The following is an 18,892-nucleotide window of genomic DNA, read 5'->3' as shown; positions in this document are numbered from 1 at the left end:
CGTTGCATCGAATTAAACCACATACTCCACCGCTTGTGCGGGCCCCCGTCAATTCCTTTGAGTTTCAGTCTTGCGACCGTACTCCCCAGGCGGCGAACTTAACGCGTTAGCTTCGACACTGAGCTCCAAAGTGAGCCCAACGTCCAGTTCGCATCGTTTAGGGCGTGGACTACCAGGGTATCTAATCCTGTTTGCTCCCCACGCTTTCGTGCCTCAGCGTCAGTGTTGGTCCAGGTGGCCGCCTTCGCCACGGATGTTCCTCCCGATCTCTACGCATTTCACCGCTACACCGGGAATTCCACCACCCTCTACCACACTCTAGCTTGCCAGTATCAAATGCAGTTCCCAGGTTGAGCCCGGGGCTTTCACATCTGACTTAACAAACCGCCTACGCACGCTTTACGCCCAGTAATTCCGATTAACGCTTGCACCCTTCGTATTACCGCGGCTGCTGGCACGAAGTTAGCCGGTGCTTATTCTTTCGGTACCGTCATCCCGTAAGGATATTAGCCTCACGGATTTCTTCCCGAACAAAAGTGCTTTACAACCCGAAGGCCTTCTTCACACACGCGGCATTGCTGGATCAGGCTTGCGCCCATTGTCCAATATTCCCCACTGCTGCCTCCCGTAGGAGTCTGGGCCGTGTCTCAGTCCCAGTGTGGCTGATCATCCTCTCAGACCAGCTACCGATCGTCGCCTTGGTGGGCTCTTACCCCGCCAACTAGCTAATCGGGCATAGGCTCATCCGATCGCGTGAGGCCCGAAGGTCCCCCACTTTCACCCGAAGGTCGTATGCGGTATTAGCGTAAGTTTCCCTACGTTATCCCCCACAACCGGGCAGATTCCTATGCACTCCTCACCCGTCCGCCACTCGCCGCCAGGGTTGCCCCCGCGCTGCCGTTCGACTTGCATGTGTTAGGCATGCCGCCAGCGTTCAATCTGAGCCAGGATCAAACTCTTCAGTTAAAAACGACAGATCCGAAGATCCTAATTTTTGAGCTGAGCGTCTAACCCCAAGCGTTCATTGCTGACTCTTGGTTCTTACTTCACAGACACTCGGCAAAATGGACTCTCTTCCATTCAGCGGGCGTCCGCACAAGTTACCTGCGCACACTTTCAAAGATCTTTCCCGTCCGACCCTTCAGCCGGTGGAGCGTTTCGCCCCGGGGAGCCGCACATCTTACAGCAGATTTCGTTTCCGTCAACACCTCAACCGAAACTTTTTTCTGCCGACTTCCGCGTCGCCGGTCTGGCTAAGCGTCTGTGCGAGCCGCCCAGTATACAGCTCCTTTTCCACCTGTAAAGAGGGGTGGGCGAAGAATCTTCAAGCCGTAGCGATCCGCTTGAAGAAGACTGGCCCTAAGCTTCAGAGATCCCGCCTTGTCGACGTTGATGTCCTCAGCTTTTGACCCTCGGCGCCACCCTCGGTGCTCGTTGTGCGCTCGCTGCGCTCGGGAGAGTCATCAGTTTGATCCGCGGCTCGGCCCACCCTTGGTGGCCAGCATCCTGGGGAAGGACGAGCTCTGGTGTCGGTTCACCTTGGCGGTGTTCGGAACGACTTCGATTGCCCTGTGCTCTCGGCGCTCCAGGGCGTCGCAATAGAGACAGGTGCTCAGTGGCCGCGGGAAGGTCGGCGATGAAACACGGTCGGTCGATCCCAGAGTCTGCGATCGGCGGATGCCACTACGCATGTGTATGTCAGGCGCCGCGATTGCAGAAGCGTCCCGCTCGCTCCGTGCGGAGCGGGTGCCCTGAAGCTCAGGACGCGAACCAGCCCGGTGGATACTCAGGCTTCTGCTCGCGGGCGAGCACCATCCGCAGTCCCTCCTGCGGGGTGATGTCCTGATGCAGCACGCGCTGCACCAACGCACTGATCGGCAAATCCAGCCCGTTCCGCACGGCCAGACGCATGACTTCGTCCACGGTCTGGATCGACTCCACCGCTTGGCCGATCGCTTGCACGGCCTGATGCAACGATTCACCCCGACCCAGCGCCAGACCCAGCCGACGGTTGCGCGACAGATCGCCGGTGCAGGTCAGGACCAGATCGCCCAAGCCCGCCAAGCCCATCAGCGTCTCGGTGCGGCCGCCCAAGGCGGCATTCAGGCGAAGCATTTCGTTGAGGCCGCGTGTGATGAGCCCGGCTCGCGCGTTCAAGCCCAACTGCATGCCGTCAGCGATGCCGGTGGCGACGGCGAGGACGTTCTTCATCGCACCACCCAATTCGGCGCCCAGCACATCGCTTCCGGTATAGGCACGGAAGCTTGAGCCGTGCAGCGTTTCCGCCACGAGGCGCGCGAACCCACCTTCTTCGGAATGGACCGTCACCGCCGTTGGAAGGCCTTGCGCCACTTCTTTAGCGAATGAAGGCCCGGTGACCACGGCCAGCGGTGTTTTGGGAGGCAGCGCTTCCGCCGCGACCTCGTGAAGGAAGCGGCCCGAGCCCAGCTCAAACCCCTTGGTAGCCCATGCGATGCCGCGGGCGCCGCCGCAGTGCGGCGCGATATCCGCGATCAAGGCGGGAAACGCGTGGCTGGGCACCACCACCAGCACGATGTCAGCGCTGTTGACGGTATCGACCAACGCGCTGCTGAAACTCAGCTCAGCAGGCAGGAAGATTTCAGGCAGGTAGCGCGTATTGATCTGCGTCGCCTGCATTTCATGGACCTGTCCCGCGTCACGCCCCCACAGAGTGGTGACGTGACCGTTTCGAGCCAGCTGCGCAGCCAGCGCGGTGCCCCAGGAGCCCGCGCCAAGCACGGCGATGTTGAAGGTTTCGCTCATCGCGTGCGGCCCGCAGATTCAGTGGATTACGCGTTGCCGGCGGTCTCGCCGGACAGCTGGTCGACCGGGCCCTGCTCGGCGCGACGGCGCAGCGTGTCGGCATAGAGCTGATCGAAGTTGATCGGCTGCAGGAAATAGGGCGGGAAGCCGCCGGCCTGGATCAGATCGCTGATCAGCTGGCGCGCATACGGGAACAGCGTGTTCGGGCAGTAGGTGCCGAGCACCGCATCCAGGTTGCGGGCGTCAAAACCGGAGATGGTGAACACACCGGCCTGCTGCGCTTCGACCAGATACGCGGTCTTGTCGCCTGCGGTGCAGGTCAGGGTCAGGGTCAGAACGACTTCGTACACGTCCTGCGCCAGCCCGGTGACCTTCTGGTTCATATTGAGCTGCAGCTGCGGGGACATTTCTTCCTGGAAGATCTGCGGCGCGCTCGGCGCCTCGAAGGATGCGTCCTTCACGTAGATCTTCTGCAGCACCAGCTGGGCCTGGGCCTGGTCTGGGGCGGCACCGTTAGCGGCCGACTGGTTCTCTTCGCTCATGACGTACTCCGGTTAATGGCAGGTGTAGCGGAAAGTTGGCGAGTATCCCACGGTGGACCAAGGAGGACGCGGGAACCCAACGCGAGGTGATGGGGTTGAGGCGAAGGCGGCCGGCTTCAAGCCTTGCCGCGCACCAGCGGCAGATCAGCGGTCTGCCAAGCCTGGATGCCGCCTTCGAGCAGAAAGACATTCTTGAATCCGGCTTTCACCAGGCGCGCCGCGGCCGTACCCGCCGTCATGCCGCTACGACACACCATCACCACCGGCAGCTCACGAACCTTGGCCAAGACCTTGTTCTCGGGATCGAACTGGCCCATCGCGACGTGCTTGGAGCCGATGATGTGGCCCTTTTCGAAGTCGCCGATGGCGCTCACATCGACCACCAGCGCGTTCTGGCGATTCATCAGCAGGGTCAGCTCGGCCGGGCTGACGCTCTTGTAGCCGCGCCGCAACCGGGAAATTTCGTTGATGACGATGGCGGCCGTCAGGCCGACGAAGCCCATGGCGAGAATCGGATGGGCGCCGATGAATTCCGGCAGGCGTTCAAGAAACTGGGACACTCGATACATCCGATATGAGGCGCCCGAGGGGCGCGCGAGCCATGGATTATCCGGCAGCACACCGGCAGGCGCAAAACCTGGCGGGGCGGAGCGGCAAAGGCACCGGGACCAGCGGGGCCCGGTCAACCGGCTCGCGACAGCCTCAGGCCCACTCGCCGCGCGTCTGCAGGTAGGGCTGTTCCGACACTTCGGACCAGCGACGGGCATTGGCTCGGAAGCCGCGGACCGAGGCGTAGACCTTCGCAGCGAATGGATCGCGCGCGGCCGTCTCAGCCAGCACCTCCTCGGTCGCAGCCCGCAATGCCTGCAACACATCGTTAGGCAGCGGCCGGAATTCGACTCCATGTTCGCGCTGCAGTGTTTCGAACGCCGCCCGATTGCGCGAGGTGTACTCGGCCAACATCGAGTCATTGACCGCCCGGCAGCTCGCTTCGACGACCGCCTTCAGATCATCAGGCAGAGCCTCGAAGGCCGGCTTGTGCAGCATGCACTCCAGAGTCGGCCCGGGTTCCTGCCAGCCGGGGTAGTAGCAGTACTTGGCCACCCGATGCAGTCCGAAGGCCAGATCGTTGTAAGGCCCCACCCACTCCGTCGCGTCGATCGCGCCTGACTGCAAGGCGCTGAACAGTTCACCCCCCGGCATGTTGACCGGCGTTGCGCCGACTCGCCCCATCACCTCACCACCCAAGCCCGGGATGCGCATTTTCAGGCCGGCCAGATCGGCCACGCTGTTGATCTCGCGCTTGAACCAGCCGGCCATCTGCGCGCCGGTGTTGCCGGCCGGAAACGGCACCAGATTGAAACCGGCATACAGCTCGCGCCACAGCTCCAGCCCGCCGCCGTAGTACAGCCACGCATTCATTTCCATCGCGCTGAGGCCAAACGGCACCGCGCAGAAAAAGGGCGCCGCGGCCGACTTGCCGCTCCAGTAGTAGGCCGCACAGTGGCCGAGCTCGGCGGTGCCGCGGCTGACGGCGTCGAACACTTCGAACGCCGGCACCAGCTCGCCGGCACCGTAGACGCGCACATTGATGCGACCGCCGCTGGCGCGGGTGATCAGTGCCGCGAGCTCGGTCGCGCCGCTGCCCAGACCGGGGAAACCTGACGGCCAGGCAGTGACCATTTTCCAGTTGAGTACTGGCTGATCAGCGCGCGCTGGCTCGATGCGCGCCTGCGCCGATGGCGAATCGGCGGGCTGCGAACATGCCGCCAAGCCCAGGCTGCTGCCTGCAGCCGCCAGCCCTGCCCCTTTGAGTACGTCTCGACGCTTCACTCTGATCCCCTTCGGCGGTGCGACCCGCAGTGTGCTGATCGTTCAGCGCCACAACACCTGCGGCGCGCCGGCGAAGGTTAGCCGGTCAGCGCGCGGGATGCGATGCCCGGCTGCTGGCGGCTGACGACAGCAGCACCTCGGCGATCGGGCCGGCCAAACCATAGAGTTCGCCCTGACCCCAATCGACACCCAGCGCAGACAGCAGGTTGGCGGTTTCCTGGTTCATGACGAACTCGGCCACGGTGCTGGCATCGAACGCCCGCGCGACGGCGACGGCCGCAGACACCAGGGCGGCATCGCGCGGGCTGCTACGCATCTCGCGCACGAAGGTGCCATCGATCTTGATCTGGTCAACCGGCAGCTGCTTCAGCCGCTCGAAAGACTGGAAGCCGACGCCGAAATCATCGATGGAGATTGCGCAACCCAAACCACGCAGGCGGTGAAAGAGCTGGGACGATTCGCCGACACGGGTGATGGCGGCAGTCTCGGTGACTTCGAAGCAGAGGGCACTGGCCGGAATCGGCAGCTCGCCGATCAGGCGCACCAGGGCCTCAACGAAGGAATGCGAGGCCAGCGATTGCGCGTCCACATTGATGCTCAGCCGCAGGCCCGGATCGAGTTCGCGCACGTGACGCTCAAGGACCGTCTGCAGGGACTTGAGCACCGCCAGATCGAGTTCGGCCATGCGTCTGTCGGCCGCCAGCGCCGGAATGAACAGCGCCGGTGACATCAGTCTGCCGTCCTGCCCGCGCAGACGGCACAGGATCTCCGCGCGTGGTCCGTGCGCTGCCAGCAGTTCAGTGCGCAGCGGCACGATCGGCTGCGCATACAGCTCCAGCGCACCCGCGCGCAGTTGGCTGAGCACCGCACCGCTCAGCTCCAGCGCCGAGCGCCGTCGGGCGCCGCTGATCGGGTGCAGGCGCGCGGGTGCAAGCAACGGTTCGGCCTCACCGCGTTCACGGGCGTCGAAGGCAAGGTTCGAGGCGCGCGGCAGCCAGTCTTCCAGGGCCTCGCCTTGTGTGCGCTGCGCGACTCCCAGATACGGCAGCAGCCGATAGGGCTGACCGCTCCAGCGGAACTCCAGCAGGTGCGCAGCTCGCAGCACCTCGTTCCAGTCGGTGGCCGCAGCCTCGGATGCTGGCAGCAGCGCGAATTGCCCGGGCGCGAGGTAGAAGGCATCGACGTCCGGCGCGAGCCGCCGTGCGACGGCCCGCATCAGCGCGGATTCCGCGGCCAGACCAAGGCTGTTGCGTATGGTCTCGGTACGGTCGAGCAGCAGAAAGCCCAGGGCGCGCGAACTGCGCGGTTCGTTGATGCGCATCGCCAGCGCATTGAAGTTGGGCAATCCTGTCAGGGGATCACGACGGCTGTCATCGGCCAGCCGAATCAGATGGTGGTCGCGCTCGCGGTGATACAGGAACACCACCAGCACCAGCACCAGCATCTGCAGAATCATCAGTTCCAATGCGATCCGCAGCAGGCCCAGCACATCGGGTACGTCACGCCCTTCGCTGGCGACGACGGTCAAGCCCAGCGCGAACAGCAGTTGAGCGAGCACCAGCAGGGTCATGCTGCGGCGCAGTCGCATGGACACCGAGGTCAGGATCAGCAACGCGGCAAGCACCAGCCGGCAGTCCACGAGAGCCGTCAACAGCGGATGCCATGCGCCGGGCTGGCTCAGGGCCTGCAGCACCAACACCGGCAACAGCACGCCGAACACCAGCAGCGACCAAGGCAGCATGCGCCACATCTCCACGCCCTGGACGGGAGCGGAGGCGCGGTGGGTGGCGAGCACGACCAGTGGAAGGGTCAGAATCAACACGCCGAACAGTTTGGCCAGCAAGGTCTGCGTCATCGCACTTTGCAGTGCGGGGTCGCCGAGCTCACGTCCCATCAGCAAGACTTCCAATATCGCCGCCAGCATGGCGAAAGCGACAGGCAGCAGCACGCACGCGATCAGGCCGTAGCGCGGCAGGTCGAAAACGGAGAAGCCGCCCTCGCGGACCTGATCGCGCGGCCATCCGGCCGCGCGGGCTGCCAAGCGCAGCAGGCCGTAGGTGGCCAGCATCGCCAGAATGCCGTACAGGCCGCGCGCGCCGTCGAGCTCTCCGGCGACGGCCGTCTTGCCCAGCCACACCGCGAGATTGGCAGCAACGCCAATCCGCAACGGCAGCGGGTCGCGTACCACCATCGCGACGGCGAGCAGAAAGCCGGTGTGCAGATGCGCCAGCGAGGCGGCGACTTCCAATCCGAAGAAGCGCGCCGAGTAAGGTAGGTCGAGCAGAGCCAGCGCAGCCGCGAGCACGCCCACCCAGAGCGCGCGTTGCCATCGCATGCTGCGGCCCGTTGCCTGCACAAGCCCTCCCACGCAAATGGCGGTTTCGCGGCTGGGCCGCGATTCCGCACACCTAGGACCGGCGCAAGGCCGGGCCGCAGCGCGGGCGGAGATTCACATCACCGCAGGCGCTGGGCTAGGGTATCAGAGGCAAGATTCATGCCCCAGTGCGTGACTGGATTCAGTCATGAGAGCCTTCGGCCGCCGCGCCGCCGCCGCAGCCATCGCCACGGCGGCGGCTCACGCTCAGTTGCGCTTGGCGCGCAACAACGCCTCGGCCAAAGCATTTGCGGGCGCGGGCGCCTGCTGACGGGCGATCTGCTTCTGCACGTTCGCCGTGGTGCGGGCATCCGGACGCGCGCCGCGTTCGACGCGGGCTTCGCCGATCGGGTCGTCCAGGCGCATGGTCAGGGCGATGCGTTTGCGTGGCAGGTCGACCTCCAGCACTTTCACCTTGACCACCTGCCCCGCCTTCACCACCTCGCGCGGGTCCTTGACGAAGCGGTCCGACAGCGCCGACACATGGACCAGGCCGTCCTGGTGCACGCCGAGGTCAACGAAGGCGCCGAACGCGGCGACGTTGCTGACCACGCCTTCCAGCACCATGCCCGGCTGCAGGTCCCTGATGTCCTCGACGCCGTCCTCGAAGCGCGCGGTCTTGAACTCCGGGCGCGGGTCGCGGCCCGGCTTCTCCAGTTCGCGCAGGATGTCGCGCACGGTCGGCAGGCCGAAGCGCTCGTCGGTGAACTTGGCCGGGTCGAGGCTGCGCAGGAAGGCCGCATCGCCGACGAACTCGCGCACGGCGCGGCCGCACTGGGCCTGGATGCGCTCGACCACCGGATAGGCCTCCGGATGCACGCTCGATGCGTCCAGCGGATTCTCGCCACCGCTGATGCGCAAGAACCCCGCGCACTGTTCAAATGCCTTGTCGCCAAGGCGCGGCACTTTCAGCAGAGCCTTGCGGCTCGCAAATGCGCCGTGCTCATCGCGGAAGCGGACCACGTTCTCGGCCACGGTTGCCGACAATCCGGCCACCCGCGCCAGCAGCGCCGGCGAAGCGGTGTTGACGTCGACGCCGACGCCGTTGACGCAGTCCTCGACGCGACCATCGAGCGCACGCGCCAGCCGGGTCTGGTTGACATCGTGCTGGTACTGGCCAACGCCGATCGACTTCGGGTCAATCTTGACCAGCTCGGCCAGCGGGTCCTGCAGACGACGCGCGATCGAGACCGCGCCGCGCAGGCTGACGTCGAGATCGGGCAGCTCTTTCGAAGCGATCTCCGAGGCCGAGTAGACCGATGCACCGGCCTCACTGACCACGATCTTCTGCAGCTTCAGCTCCGGGTGTTTCTTGATCAGCTCGGCAGCGAGGCGATCGGTCTCACGCGAGGCGGTGCCGTTGCCGATCGCGATCAGTTCGACGCCGTGCGCCGCGCAGGCGCGTGCGAGTTCGGCGATCGACGCATCCCAGCGGTTCGTCGGCGCGTGCGGAAAGATCGCGCCGGTCTGCACCACCTTGCCGGTGCGATCAACCGTGGCGACCTTGACGCCGGTGCGCAGGCCGGGGTCCAGCCCCATCACCACGCGCGGGCCGGCCGGTGCGGCCAGCAGCAGATCCTTGAGGTTGTCGCCGAACACGCGGATGGCCTCTTCTTCCGCCGCCTCGCGGGCTTTGAGCAGCAGGTCCAGCGACAGGCTCAGATGCAGCTTGAAACGCCAGGCATGGCGCACGGTTTCGCGCAGCCAGGCATCGGCCGGGCGACCGCGTTCGGCGATGCAGCTGCGCAGCGCAATCCGACCTTCGGCCTCGGCATTGCCGGCGGCAGTGGCCGCTGCGCGCGGGTCGTCGCTGGCTGCGGCCGACTTCGCCTTCGGGTACAGGTCCATGCCGAGGATGCCCTCGTTGCGCGCGCGCAGCAGGGCCAGCAGACGGTGCGAGGGAATCTTCGCGATCGCTTCGGCGTGCTCGAAGTAGTCGCTGTACTTCGCGCCCTCCTGCTGCTTGCCCTCGATGACCTTGGCCTCGATCTCGCCGCAGCTCCACAGCCAGTCGCGCAGCTCGCCGACCAGGCCGGCGTCTTCGCTGATGCGTTCGATCAGGATCGAGCGCGCGCCCTCGAGTGCGGACTTGATATCGGCGACACCCTTGTCGGCATCGACAAAAGCCGCCGCGCGCGCTTCGGGCGACTCGCTCGGGTCTTCGAGCAGTCCCAGCGCCAGCGGCTCCAGCCCGGCTTCGCGCGCGATCTGCGCCTTGGTGCGGCGCTTGGGCTTGTAGGGCAGGTACAGGTCTTCCAGCCGCGCCTTGGTGTCGGCGGCTTCGATGTCGGCGCGCAGCGCGTCGCTCAGCTTGCCCTGCTCGTGGATGCTGGCCAGGATCGCGTCGCGACGGTCTTCCAGCTCACGCAAGTACAGCAGGCGTTCTTCCAGCGCACGCAGCTGGATGTCGTCCAGGCCGCCGGTGACTTCCTTTCGGTAGCGCGCGATGAAGGGCACGGTTGCGCCGCCGTCGAGCAGTTCGACCGCGGCCCGCACCTGCGTCGGCTGGGCGCTGATTTCGACGGCGATCTGCGCACTGATGCGCTGGGCGATGAGGGCGGGGTTGCGTGCGATATCGGAAGCGGTGCTCATGCTGTGCGGGTTCGGGCCTGACCAGACGGGGGCGCGAGTATAGGCGCAGCCCGCGCCTGGGTTCGTCGCGTGCCCCTTCAGTTCGCGCGCAGCAGACCGTTGTCGATCAGCAGTCGATCGCACAGGGCGCGCCATTGCTGGGCGGCCTTGGCGCTGGTCGGGCGTCGCCATACCGGCCGCCGCTCGGCGAGCGCTTCGGCGACCGCCACGCTGCGGCTGAGCCAGGGCTGGGCGACGGCGAAGCGTTCGCTGATCTGCTCACCAATGCGGCGGTGCTGGCGCGCCTGTGGGTTGACCAGGTTCAGCACGAACTGGGCCGGACGCATGCTGGTGTTCAGGTTTTCGCCGATCGAGGCGATCTCGGCCAGCACCGAGGCCACGCCGTCCACCGAGTAGCTCTCCGGCACCAGCGGCACCACCACCTGGCGCGCGCAGGCCAGGGCGGTGGTCATGCGCAGGCCGATCGCCGGCGGGGTGTCGATCACCATCAAGTCATAGGCGCCAGCCAGCTTCTTCAGGTGCGCAATCGCCTGGAATGCTGCCGACAGGTTCAGCCGATCAGTGCTGTTCAAGGCCTTGCCGGCCGGCAGCAGATCGATGTTCGGGTCGGGCGTGCGCATCGGCTGCGGTGGTTCTTCTTCGGTGAACAGGGCGTCGCTGCTGGCGTGGCCGCGCTTCTCGGAGCGCTCGATCAGGGTGGCGGTGAGGTTGGCCTGCGAGTCGAGGTCCACCGCCAGCACCCGCAGCTGCTCGGCCGCGCGGAACACCAGGTGCGCGGCCAGCGCCGTCTTGCCGACGCCGCCCTTGTTGTTGCTGATGGTCAGGATCATCGGGTGCGCATCCGGGCGATGGAGTCGGGCAGCCGCTTGCAGGATCTGGGCCGCGGCAGCGCCAGAATTCTGCAGTGCGGAAGCTGTGGCCGTCATTCGGAACACGCGGCCCACTCGGCCTAGAATCAGGGTCCACCTATGCGGAGCTGCGCCATGTCGAAGACTGTCCTGATCACCGGCGCCGGCAGCGGCCTGGGCCGCGCGCTGGCGCTGCGTTACGCCGGTCTGGGCTGCAGGATCGGCGTGGCCGATCTCGACCTCGACCGCGCCGAGGGTGTGCGCGCCGAGATCGAAGCCGCCGGCGGCCGCGCGCTGGCCTTCCATGTCGACATCACCCAGGACAGCGCATGGTCCCTGCTGCGCGAACAGGTGAACGCGGCTTGGCACGGCATCGATGTGCTGATCAACAACGCCGGTGTGGCCTCGGGTGGCGCCACCCTGGAGGCCAGCATCGCCGACTGGCAATGGATGCTCGACGTGAACCTGCTCGGCGTGGTGCGCGGCTGCAAAACCTTCGCCCCGGACATGCTGCAGAAGGGCGGCGGCCAGATCATCAACATCGCCAGTTTCGCCGGCCTCGCCGGTGCGCCGGGGCTGTCGTCCTACGGCGTCGCCAAGGGCGGCGTGGTCAGCTTGAGCGAAGGCCTGCGCGGCGAGTTCGAACCGCGCGGGCTGAAGGTCTCGGTGGTCTGCCCGGCCTTCTTCCAGACCAATCTGCTGGAGAACTTCCGCGGCTCCGAGCGGATGCGCTCGACCGCCGCCAAGCTGATGGCCGATGCCCGCGAAAGCGCCGATGACATCGCCCGGGCGATTGTTGAAGCCGCCGAGAAAGGCCGGTTCCTGATCATTCCGACCGCGACCGAACGCCGCCGCTGGTGGATGAAGCGCTGGTTCCCCGAGTACTACTACAAGCAGGTGCAGAAGATGGTCAGCCGGCGCCAGGGCGGCAAGGCATGAGCCTGCGCTGGATGCTCTACGGCGCCAACGGCTACACCGGCGCCCTGATGGCCGAAGCCGCCGTCGCGCGCGGCATGAAACCCGTGCTGGCCGGGCGCAATGGCGCCGCGCTGGCGAAACTGGCCGAGCCGCTGGGGCTTGAATGGGTCGTGCTGGATCTGGCCGATGCGAACGCCCTGCGCGAGGGCCTGCGCGATATCGATGCGGTGATGCACTGCGCGGGGCCGTTCTCGGCCACCTGCGCACCGATGCTGGAGGCCTGCCTGGCCAGCGGCACGCATTACCTGGACATCACCGGCGAGATCGACGTGTTCGCGCACTGCCATGCGCAGGACGCGCGCGCCAAGCAGGCCGGAATCCTGGTGCTGCCCGGTGCGGGTTTCGATGTGGTGCCGACCGACTGCCTCGCCGCCCAGCTCAAGCGCGATCTACCCGACGCGACCCATCTGGTGCTGGCCTTCGAGGCCGGCGGTGGTCCGAGCCCGGGCACCGCCAAGACCAGTGTCGAGGGCCTGGGCAAGGGCGGTCGCATTCGCGTCAATGGCGAACTCAAGCGCGTGCCACTGGCCTACAAGATGCGTTTCTTCGAGCGCGAGGGCGTGCAGCGCTCGGCGGTCAGCATTCCCTGGGGCGATGTGTACACCGCCTACCTGAGCACGGGCATCCCCAATATCGAGGTCTACATGGCGGTGCCGCAGCCCACCATCCGGCGCCTGCGAAGGCTGCGTCTGCTCGGCCCCTTGCTGGGGATGGGTTGGGTACAGCGACTGCTGAAGTCGAAGGTCGAGGCCAAGGTGCGCGGCCCGTCGGAGAGTTCGCGCGGGCGCAGCGCCACCTGGGTCTGGGGCGAGGCCACCAATGCCCGCGGCCAGCGCGTATCGCGTCGACTGCGCACACCGAACGGCTACACGCTGACGGTGGACGCCGCGCTCGGCATCATCGAGCGGCTGGCCCAGCCGGAGGTGCCGAGCGGATTCAATACTCCCTCGCAGCTGATGGGCGCGAGCTACGTCAACAGCCTGCCGGGCGTCGAGCGCACCGGCTGAATCCAGCGCTCACGAGCGCCGCGGCTACAATGCGGCATGGATGTTTCCCACCTGCTCGACGCGCTCAACCCGGCCCAGCGCGAGGCCGTCACCACTGAATCCCCGCACACCCTGGTGCTGGCCGGCGCCGGCAGCGGCAAGACCCGCGTGCTGGTCAACCGGATCGGCTGGCTGACCGAAGTCACCGGCGTGCCGGTCTACGGCGTGCTGGCGGTGACCTTCACCAACAAGGCCGCCGCCGAGATGCGTCACCGCATCAGTGCACTGGGCGGCCAGGGCGGACGCGGCATGTGGATCGGCACCTTCCACGGCATCGCCCATCGCCTGCTGCGCCTGCACTGGCAGGAAGCCGGCCTGCCTGAAACCTTCCAGGTGCTCGATTCCGATGACCAGATCCGTCTGCTGAAGCGGGTCATTAACGATCTCGGCCTCGACGACAAGCGCTGGCCGGCGCGCCAGGCGGCCTGGTTCATCAATGCCGCCAAGGACGAGGGCAAGCGGCCGAAGCACATCCACAGTGCCGACCCCGCCACCGACACCCTGATCCGCATCTACGAGGCCTACGAAGTGGCCGCCCGCCGCGCCGGCCTGGTCGACTTCGCCGAACTGCTGCTGCGCGCGCATGAGCTCTGGTTGACCCAGGCCGGCCTGCTGCACCACTACCAGCAGCGCTTCGGCCATTTGCTTGTCGATGAGTTCCAGGACACCAACACCATCCAGTACGCCTTTATCCGCGTACTGGCCGGCAGCAGCGGCCGCACCTTCGTGGTCGGCGACGACGACCAGGCCATCTACGGCTGGCGCGGCGCCAAAGTCGAGAACGTGCAGCACTACCTGCGCGACTTCGAGGGCGCCAGCACAGTGCGGCTGGAGCAGAACTATCGCTCCACCGCCAATATTCTGAAAGCCGCCAATGCGGTGATCGGCCACAACCCGGCGCGGCTGGGCAAGACCCTGTGGACCGCCGATGGCGACGGCGAAGCCATCGACGTGTACGCCGCCTACAACGAGATGGACGAGGCCCAGCACGCGGTGCAGCGCCTGCAGCGCTGGATCAACGACGGCGGCGCGGCCTCCGACTGCGCCGTGCTGTATCGCTCCAACGCGCAGTCGCGCGCGCTCGAAGAAGCCCTGATCCAGGCCCAGGTCGCGTATCGCGTCTACGGCGGCCTGCGCTTCTTCGAGCGCGCCGAAATCAAGGACACCCTCGCCTACCTGCGCCTGATCGCCAGCCGTGCCGATGATGCCGCGTTCGAACGCGCGGTCAACACGCCCACCCGCGGCATCGGCGGCAAGACGCTCGAACAGGTGCGCGCCCGCGCCCAGGCCGACAACCAGACCCTGTGGGAAGCGGTGCTCGGCGAACTCGCCGGCAGCAGCTTGAACGGCCGCGCCAAAACCGCGCTGCGTGCTTTCGTCGAGTTGATCGAACAGCTCGACCGCGACACCCGCGGCATGAGCCTGGCCGAACAGATCGACCACAGCCTGAAGGCGTCGGGCCTCTACAGCCACTACGCCGAGGAATCACGCGGCACCCTGGACGCGCGCACCGACAACCTGGATGAACTGGTCACCGTCGCCAGCCGCTTCGCCCGCGTCGAAGTGGAAGAAGGCGCCGAACCCCTGCCCGAGCTGATCGGCTTTCTCGCCTACGCCTCACTCGAAGCCGGCGAAGGCCAATCCGAATCCTGGCAGGACTGCGTCCAGCTGATGACCCTGCACGCCGCCAAGGGCCTGGAGTTTCCGCTGGTCTGCATCGTCGGCATGGAGGAGGGTCTGTTCCCCGGCCAGAAGTCGATGGAAGAAGCCGGCCGGCTGGAAGAAGAACGCCGCCTCGCCTATGTCGGCATCACCCGCGCCCGGCAGAAACTGCTGCTGTGCTACGCCGAAACCCGCCGCATCCACGGCATGGACACCTTCGGCGCACCCTCGCGCTTCCTGCGCGAGATCCCGACCGACGTACTGAACGAAGTGCGCCCACGCGTGCAGGTCAGCCGCCCCAACTACGGCAGCGCTGCGCCCCGTGCGCGTTTTGTAGCGGAGCCAGCGCCCTCCGGCTTGAAGCTGGGCGCCGCCGTGCGGCATGCCAAATTCGGCCTGGGCGTGATCACCGACTTCGAAGGCGACGGCCCGCATACGCGGGTGCAGGTGAACTTCGAGGACGAGGGCAGCAAGTGGCTGGTGGTGTCTTATGCGAATTTGCAGGTGGGGTGAGGTGGGGGACCAACTGTCCCGATCAGCCACGTGCTCAGGTCAACGAAAGAACGTACACAGATAGTTGGTGCACAAGCACCTCTGTCTGCCCTGAGGTCGTGCTTTCGCGTATCAGCCAGTTGTTCACCCGCACATCGCCCTTTGCCCAAGATTGCTGCCCGAGCAGACCGTGATCGACCAGATTAGGCCGACCTAGCGCTCGTTGAAGGGCGGCACGGCTTCTGCGGTACGTGCGCTTCGAGGTTGCTGGGCTCTCATTCCTGAATTGGACCTCGAAGAGCCGACCAGGAACCGAGACAAAGTTGAAGCCCCAGAGGCCGGAGAAGCCAAGAATCTTCAACCGGGAAGTGGGCCAGAGGCCTCCCTCCGACAGCCAGAATGTCCCTGGCGGAAATGCGGATAGCAGGGTGTCTCGTGCGCAACCCCAAGGAATCAGGATGTTCTGTCTCTCAACGAGGATGCCCTCATCGAGGAATCTCCAAGCGCTAGCATGATATGCGCTGGGGTCGCGACCGTCGGCCGCGGCAAGCGAACTTGAGTGAGCTCGGCCCGGAGTGTTCATTCGGCTTCTGTGTCGGATGACGAGGGCGTGATCTGGACTTGAGGCGGACCCTCGGCTTGCAAGCCGAAGTCCGCAGCGTACCGATCCATGTAGACACGAAGCGCGAGTGCTCCCGCATCTGATGCGGCCATGTCGATGGGACGCTGTCCGCCCAACTGCGCGCAAGGCATGTTCATCCACTTCAGCGCCGCACCGCGACTGCGCTTGACGCGGATCGCCTCGGCCAGAAGGGGTGCAAGCAAATCGGGACGGGGATACCAACTGAGCGGTTTGTGCACGGGCCTTCCGTCCAACATCACCATAGAGGGAAGCTGGCAACTCGCGAGCTCATCTTCGAGCACGTGGGAGCGCACCCAATCGGCGCGACACGAGAGATCGTTGTTGACCGAGCGAACTCCCGCCCGGGTCGGAATGATCAAGCCGATTCTTGCCGCGGTATGCGCCCGGATCAGATCCAAGCAGGGCACCACATCTGTATCGTTGGTCACGAACACGACGTGGTCCACTTCGCCCCGAAGCGCATCGCCATAGCCATGCAGCGCCAGCGCTACATCCGACTGCTTCTCGACCAGCTTCCAGATATCCACAAGCTCGCAGTCACGCGCCGGCTGTCCTTTGACATGGCGATGGGCCCGCGCGGGCTCGGCGGCAAAGTAGCCCTCGATCAGGCTCAGGGCTGGACCCAGATGACCGCGAAGCGCTTGGTGGTAGGCCGCTTGGCTGGGGACTGAATCCTCATGACGAGCGAAGTTCTTGAGGATCGCTGCAGTGAAGTACTTGACCGCCAACGGATCAAGGCAGAAAGCGGCCGGCTCGCCGTCAACGTCCAGCCGGATTGTGTCGAGGATCCGCTGAGTGAGGGCCTGTATATCCAGCCACTTGTGCGGCGTGTTGCGCACACACCCGTAGTAGAGGTTGTAGCCGTCCACGTAGACCCGGGTGCGCAGCGTCATCGGCACTCCCATCCTCGTTTCCTGACCCCAGATACGCAAAAACCGCCTTTCGGCGGCTTTTGCACCCGGCCGCCCCTTCGTTCTTGTCGAAGCGGTCAGACCGGGTTAGTTGTTAGGCGGATGAAATCACAGCGCAAGGTCTAGAGCAAGGGAGGCGCACCAGCTCCGGTGGGCTGGAGCCCGGGCTCTTACGACACGCGCGCACTGTGCCCATGCGTTGGGCCAACGCGAGGTTCGAGCTGAGGATGGCTGCGATCGCGCTAGAAATGCGGCGCTTGTTGAACGGGCTCGCTGGCCGATGCTGTCCAACCCAAAGCCGGCGCCACCACTCACGCCTTCAAAAATGAAACAGCAGCGCGTCCCTGCGCTGCCGCTCCGGGGGAATCAAGCTCTCGAGCGCGATCAGAAACCCAGCCAGCCGGTCGCCGCGGTGCGGGTCAGCAGGTCGCGGTAGGGGCGTAGCAGTTCGGCGTTGGCGGCGGTCACGCTGCCGGCTAGGGCGGTGGGGGTTTCGTCGCTGATGGCGAGGCCGATCGAAGCGCGAACGGGGTCAGAAAGCGCGAACGGAAGCGCGAACGGGGTCACGCGAACGGGGTCAGGTCTAGCTTCGTAGCATCGAGGCTGCTGCACTAGCACGCGAACGGGGTCAGGTCTAGCTTCGTAGCATCGAGGCTGCTGCACTAGAGATTGCCAGCCCCCCGCACTATCCGCCCCACCGTGGTGAAGCGGACGCCAAAGGCTGAGATCACCCCCGGCGGCGGCTCGATGCTACTTTGCTAGACCTGACCCCGCGCTTCCTCTCCAACGACAGACGCATGCTCGACCTTCAAGGCTGCAAGAGTTTTGCACAGCGATGCGTAACGACTTTGGTCATTTTCGCTCAGTTTCGCGATAACAAATCTGTCCGGGAGACGCTCAAATCTGGTAACTGCGTCAAATTCGACCAACCGAGCTCCTAACAATCTACCCTCTTTAGAATTCTGGAAGATCCAGCGTTCCACATCAAAGGAACTCGACTGTTTGGAGCATCCGGCCAACAAGACAACCAGAACGCAGAGGAGACACAACACCCAGGTGCTACCTCGAAGAGGACGGCGGCGCATCACCTTGCCTCCAATAGTAGTGGTCCCAACCATTCATAATCTTGAGCGCGTCACTTGGAACCGAACGGGGTCAGGTCTAGCTTCGTAGCATCGAGGCTGCCGCGCTAGAGATTGCCAGCCGCACGCACTATCCGACCCACCGTGGTGAAGTGGACGCCAAAGGCCGAGATCACCCCCGGCGGCGGCTCGATGCTACTTTGCTAGACCTGACCCCGCGCTTCGCGATTGCGCGCTTCGCGATTGCGCGCTTCGCGATTGCGCGCTTCGCGATTGTGACGGCACTGTGGTCGATTCTTATCTGGCCATTCTTCAGCAGCCGCGTCATCTTTGTAGTTCTATTCATTTCTGTATCGATCAACTTCGCCCAATACCTTTGAAGGACTACGGATTGGCAGAACCCGGACCGAACATGTAGAAGTCGTAAAGCGCGCCGAGCTTTCGGTAGGACGTCGAACAACTAGAGTTCAATGCCTCGACTCTTTCAAGGTTTTCGGATAAAAATAGACGCACCAACGCCAGATCAAATTTATCCGCCGGAAGAAATGGCAGAAATCCCGCTGCTTTTTCCGGGGGATTGGAGCTTACGATATCAGATGCGGACTTGTGCTGCTCGGATCGCACGAACTGCCGCAGATAACTGGGACTGCAAAAATCTTCTGCTTTCCGCTGTAAAAGCCGTTCGACTATGGGATAGTCCCGAGCATAGTCCACCGAATTCTTCTGAGCTTGTTTCAGATACCTGAAAACTGGCAAGTATTTGCAGTTCTTCGCCAGAGCTGGAATAGTTGATTGAAGCACCTGAAGCGGATCTAGCTCGAGGTCCTGAACAATCAAATCCTTGAAAAGATCAATCGCTGTAAAGCCCTGATAGCCCAACGCGGCGGGTGCAGCCGAGAGTGCCGATACACCGACACCAATAACGAACTCGACGTCCTCCTTTTTCTCGATGTCATCAACGTCTACTACGCTCAATTTTCCTGCCCTACGCGCCTACACTCCACGAGACAGTGACGCAGCACGTTATCTCTCATTCTAGGGCGGCTTTGTTCGGAGACTCCCATGCCAAAGCCGTTGCGGGTTCGCCCGCCAGAAACATCTTCCG

The 18,892-nt window shown here is 64.7% G+C and carries 14 protein-coding genes and 1 rRNA gene; 4 read left to right on the top strand and 11 right to left on the bottom strand.

Features of this window, described 5'->3' with window-relative positions:
• From ACIQ7H_RS19385 to ACIQ7H_RS19350, 8 genes are all read right to left on the bottom strand, one after another.
• Positions 1-966 (bottom strand): 16S ribosomal RNA (locus ACIQ7H_RS19385); the annotation flags it as partial.
• A 792-nt stretch (positions 967-1,758) separates the two neighbouring features.
• Positions 1,759-2,784, bottom strand: coding sequence for an NAD(P)H-dependent glycerol-3-phosphate dehydrogenase (locus tag ACIQ7H_RS19380; RefSeq protein WP_395794616.1), 1,026 nt, complete (start codon positions 2,782-2,784; stop codon positions 1,759-1,761).
• 26 nt (positions 2,785-2,810) lie between these two features.
• Positions 2,811-3,326, bottom strand: a complete 516-nt coding sequence (secB, locus tag ACIQ7H_RS19375) for a protein-export chaperone SecB (RefSeq protein WP_395794614.1) — start codon at positions 3,324-3,326, stop codon at positions 2,811-2,813.
• Between the two features lie 116 nt (positions 3,327-3,442).
• Positions 3,443-3,895, bottom strand: a complete 453-nt coding sequence (locus tag ACIQ7H_RS19370; RefSeq protein ID WP_395794618.1) for a rhodanese-like domain-containing protein — start codon at positions 3,893-3,895, stop codon at positions 3,443-3,445.
• 133 nt (positions 3,896-4,028) lie between these two features.
• Positions 4,029-5,159: a TRAP transporter substrate-binding protein gene (locus ACIQ7H_RS19365; protein ID WP_395794612.1), complete on the bottom strand. Its 1,131-nt coding sequence runs from the start codon at positions 5,157-5,159 to the stop codon at positions 4,029-4,031.
• Positions 5,160-5,244: 85 nt separating this feature from the next.
• The gene (locus ACIQ7H_RS19360; RefSeq protein ID WP_395794610.1) at positions 5,245-7,494 is read right to left on the bottom strand and encodes an EAL domain-containing protein; all 2,250 of its coding nucleotides are present in this window, start codon (positions 7,492-7,494) and stop codon (positions 5,245-5,247) included.
• 246 nt (positions 7,495-7,740) lie between these two features.
• Positions 7,741-10,125, bottom strand: a complete 2,385-nt coding sequence (locus ACIQ7H_RS19355) for a Tex family protein (protein WP_395794608.1) — start codon at positions 10,123-10,125, stop codon at positions 7,741-7,743.
• 77 nt (positions 10,126-10,202) lie between these two features.
• Entirely contained in the window at positions 10,203-10,955 is a 753-nt protein-coding gene (locus ACIQ7H_RS19350) for a ParA family protein (RefSeq protein ID WP_395794606.1), read from the bottom strand.
• 153 nt (positions 10,956-11,108) lie between these two features.
• Here ACIQ7H_RS19350 and ACIQ7H_RS19345 point away from each other — a divergent pair, with 153 nt between their 5' ends.
• Genes ACIQ7H_RS19345 through uvrD form a run of 3 tightly spaced genes read left to right on the top strand, consistent with a single transcriptional unit; the run spans position 11,109 to position 15,172 of the window.
• Complete coding sequence (locus ACIQ7H_RS19345; RefSeq protein WP_395794604.1) at positions 11,109-11,912, top strand: SDR family oxidoreductase; 804 nt, start codon at positions 11,109-11,111, stop codon at positions 11,910-11,912.
• A complete protein-coding gene (locus ACIQ7H_RS19340; RefSeq protein WP_395794602.1) occupies positions 11,909-12,958 on the top strand; it encodes a saccharopine dehydrogenase family protein in 1,050 nt (349 codons plus the stop codon). The genes ACIQ7H_RS19345 and ACIQ7H_RS19340 overlap by 4 nt, the downstream gene beginning before the upstream one ends.
• Before the next feature lie 36 nt (positions 12,959-12,994).
• Positions 12,995-15,172, top strand: coding sequence for a DNA helicase II (gene uvrD / locus ACIQ7H_RS19335; protein WP_395794600.1), 2,178 nt, complete (start codon positions 12,995-12,997; stop codon positions 15,170-15,172).
• Positions 15,173-15,730: 558 nt separating this feature from the next.
• On the opposite strand, the gene ACIQ7H_RS19330 is transcribed toward uvrD, so the two are convergent.
• Complete coding sequence (locus ACIQ7H_RS19330; protein WP_395794598.1) at positions 15,731-16,687, bottom strand: antitoxin Xre/MbcA/ParS toxin-binding domain-containing protein; 957 nt, start codon at positions 16,685-16,687, stop codon at positions 15,731-15,733.
• A gap of 402 nt (positions 16,688-17,089) precedes the next feature.
• Positions 17,090-17,272 carry a hypothetical protein gene (locus tag ACIQ7H_RS19325; RefSeq protein WP_395794596.1) on the bottom strand — a complete coding sequence of 61 codons (183 nt, stop codon included), beginning with the start codon at positions 17,270-17,272 and terminating at the stop codon, positions 17,090-17,092.
• Between the two features lie 667 nt (positions 17,273-17,939).
• On the opposite strand from ACIQ7H_RS19325, the gene ACIQ7H_RS19320 reads away from it, so the two are divergent.
• Positions 17,940-18,167: a hypothetical protein gene (locus ACIQ7H_RS19320; RefSeq protein ID WP_395794594.1), complete on the top strand. Its 228-nt coding sequence runs from the start codon at positions 17,940-17,942 to the stop codon at positions 18,165-18,167.
• 4 nt (positions 18,168-18,171) lie between these two features.
• On the opposite strand, the gene ACIQ7H_RS19315 is transcribed toward ACIQ7H_RS19320, so the two are convergent.
• Entirely contained in the window at positions 18,172-18,762 is a 591-nt protein-coding gene (locus tag ACIQ7H_RS19315) for a hypothetical protein (RefSeq protein WP_395794592.1), read from the bottom strand.
• Positions 18,763-18,892: the final 130 nt, after the last annotated feature.

It is taken from the genome of Aquimonas sp., from assembly GCF_044377145.1.
GTDB lineage: Bacteria > Pseudomonadota > Gammaproteobacteria > Xanthomonadales > Xanthomonadaceae > Aquimonas.
This window is presented reverse-complemented; position numbering and strand designations above follow the sequence as displayed.

What these genes read in the sequence shown, in the direction of transcription:
- ACIQ7H_RS19380 (WP_395794616.1), bottom strand. Translation starts at nt 2,784, where the DNA reads ATGAGCGAAACCTTCAACATCGCCGTGCTTGGCGCGGGCTCCTGGGGC.
- secB (WP_395794614.1), bottom strand. Translation starts at nt 3,326, where the DNA reads ATGAGCGAAGAGAACCAGTCGGCCGCTAACGGTGCCGCCCCAGACCAG.
- ACIQ7H_RS19370 (WP_395794618.1), bottom strand. Translation starts at nt 3,895, where the DNA reads ATGTATCGAGTGTCCCAGTTTCTTGAACGCCTGCCGGAATTCATCGGC.
- ACIQ7H_RS19360 (WP_395794610.1), bottom strand. Translation starts at nt 7,494, where the DNA reads ATGCGATGGCAACGCGCGCTCTGGGTGGGCGTGCTCGCGGCTGCGCTG.
- ACIQ7H_RS19355 (WP_395794608.1), bottom strand. Translation starts at nt 10,125, where the DNA reads ATGAGCACCGCTTCCGATATCGCACGCAACCCCGCCCTCATCGCCCAG.
- ACIQ7H_RS19350 (WP_395794606.1), bottom strand. Translation starts at nt 10,955, where the DNA reads ATGATCCTGACCATCAGCAACAACAAGGGCGGCGTCGGCAAGACGGCG.
- ACIQ7H_RS19345 (WP_395794604.1), top strand. Translation starts at nt 11,109, where the DNA reads ATGTCGAAGACTGTCCTGATCACCGGCGCCGGCAGCGGCCTGGGCCGC.
- ACIQ7H_RS19340 (WP_395794602.1), top strand. Translation starts at nt 11,909, where the DNA reads ATGAGCCTGCGCTGGATGCTCTACGGCGCCAACGGCTACACCGGCGCC.
- uvrD (WP_395794600.1), top strand. Translation starts at nt 12,995, where the DNA reads ATGGATGTTTCCCACCTGCTCGACGCGCTCAACCCGGCCCAGCGCGAG.
- ACIQ7H_RS19330 (WP_395794598.1), bottom strand. Translation starts at nt 16,687, where the DNA reads ATGACGCTGCGCACCCGGGTCTACGTGGACGGCTACAACCTCTACTAC.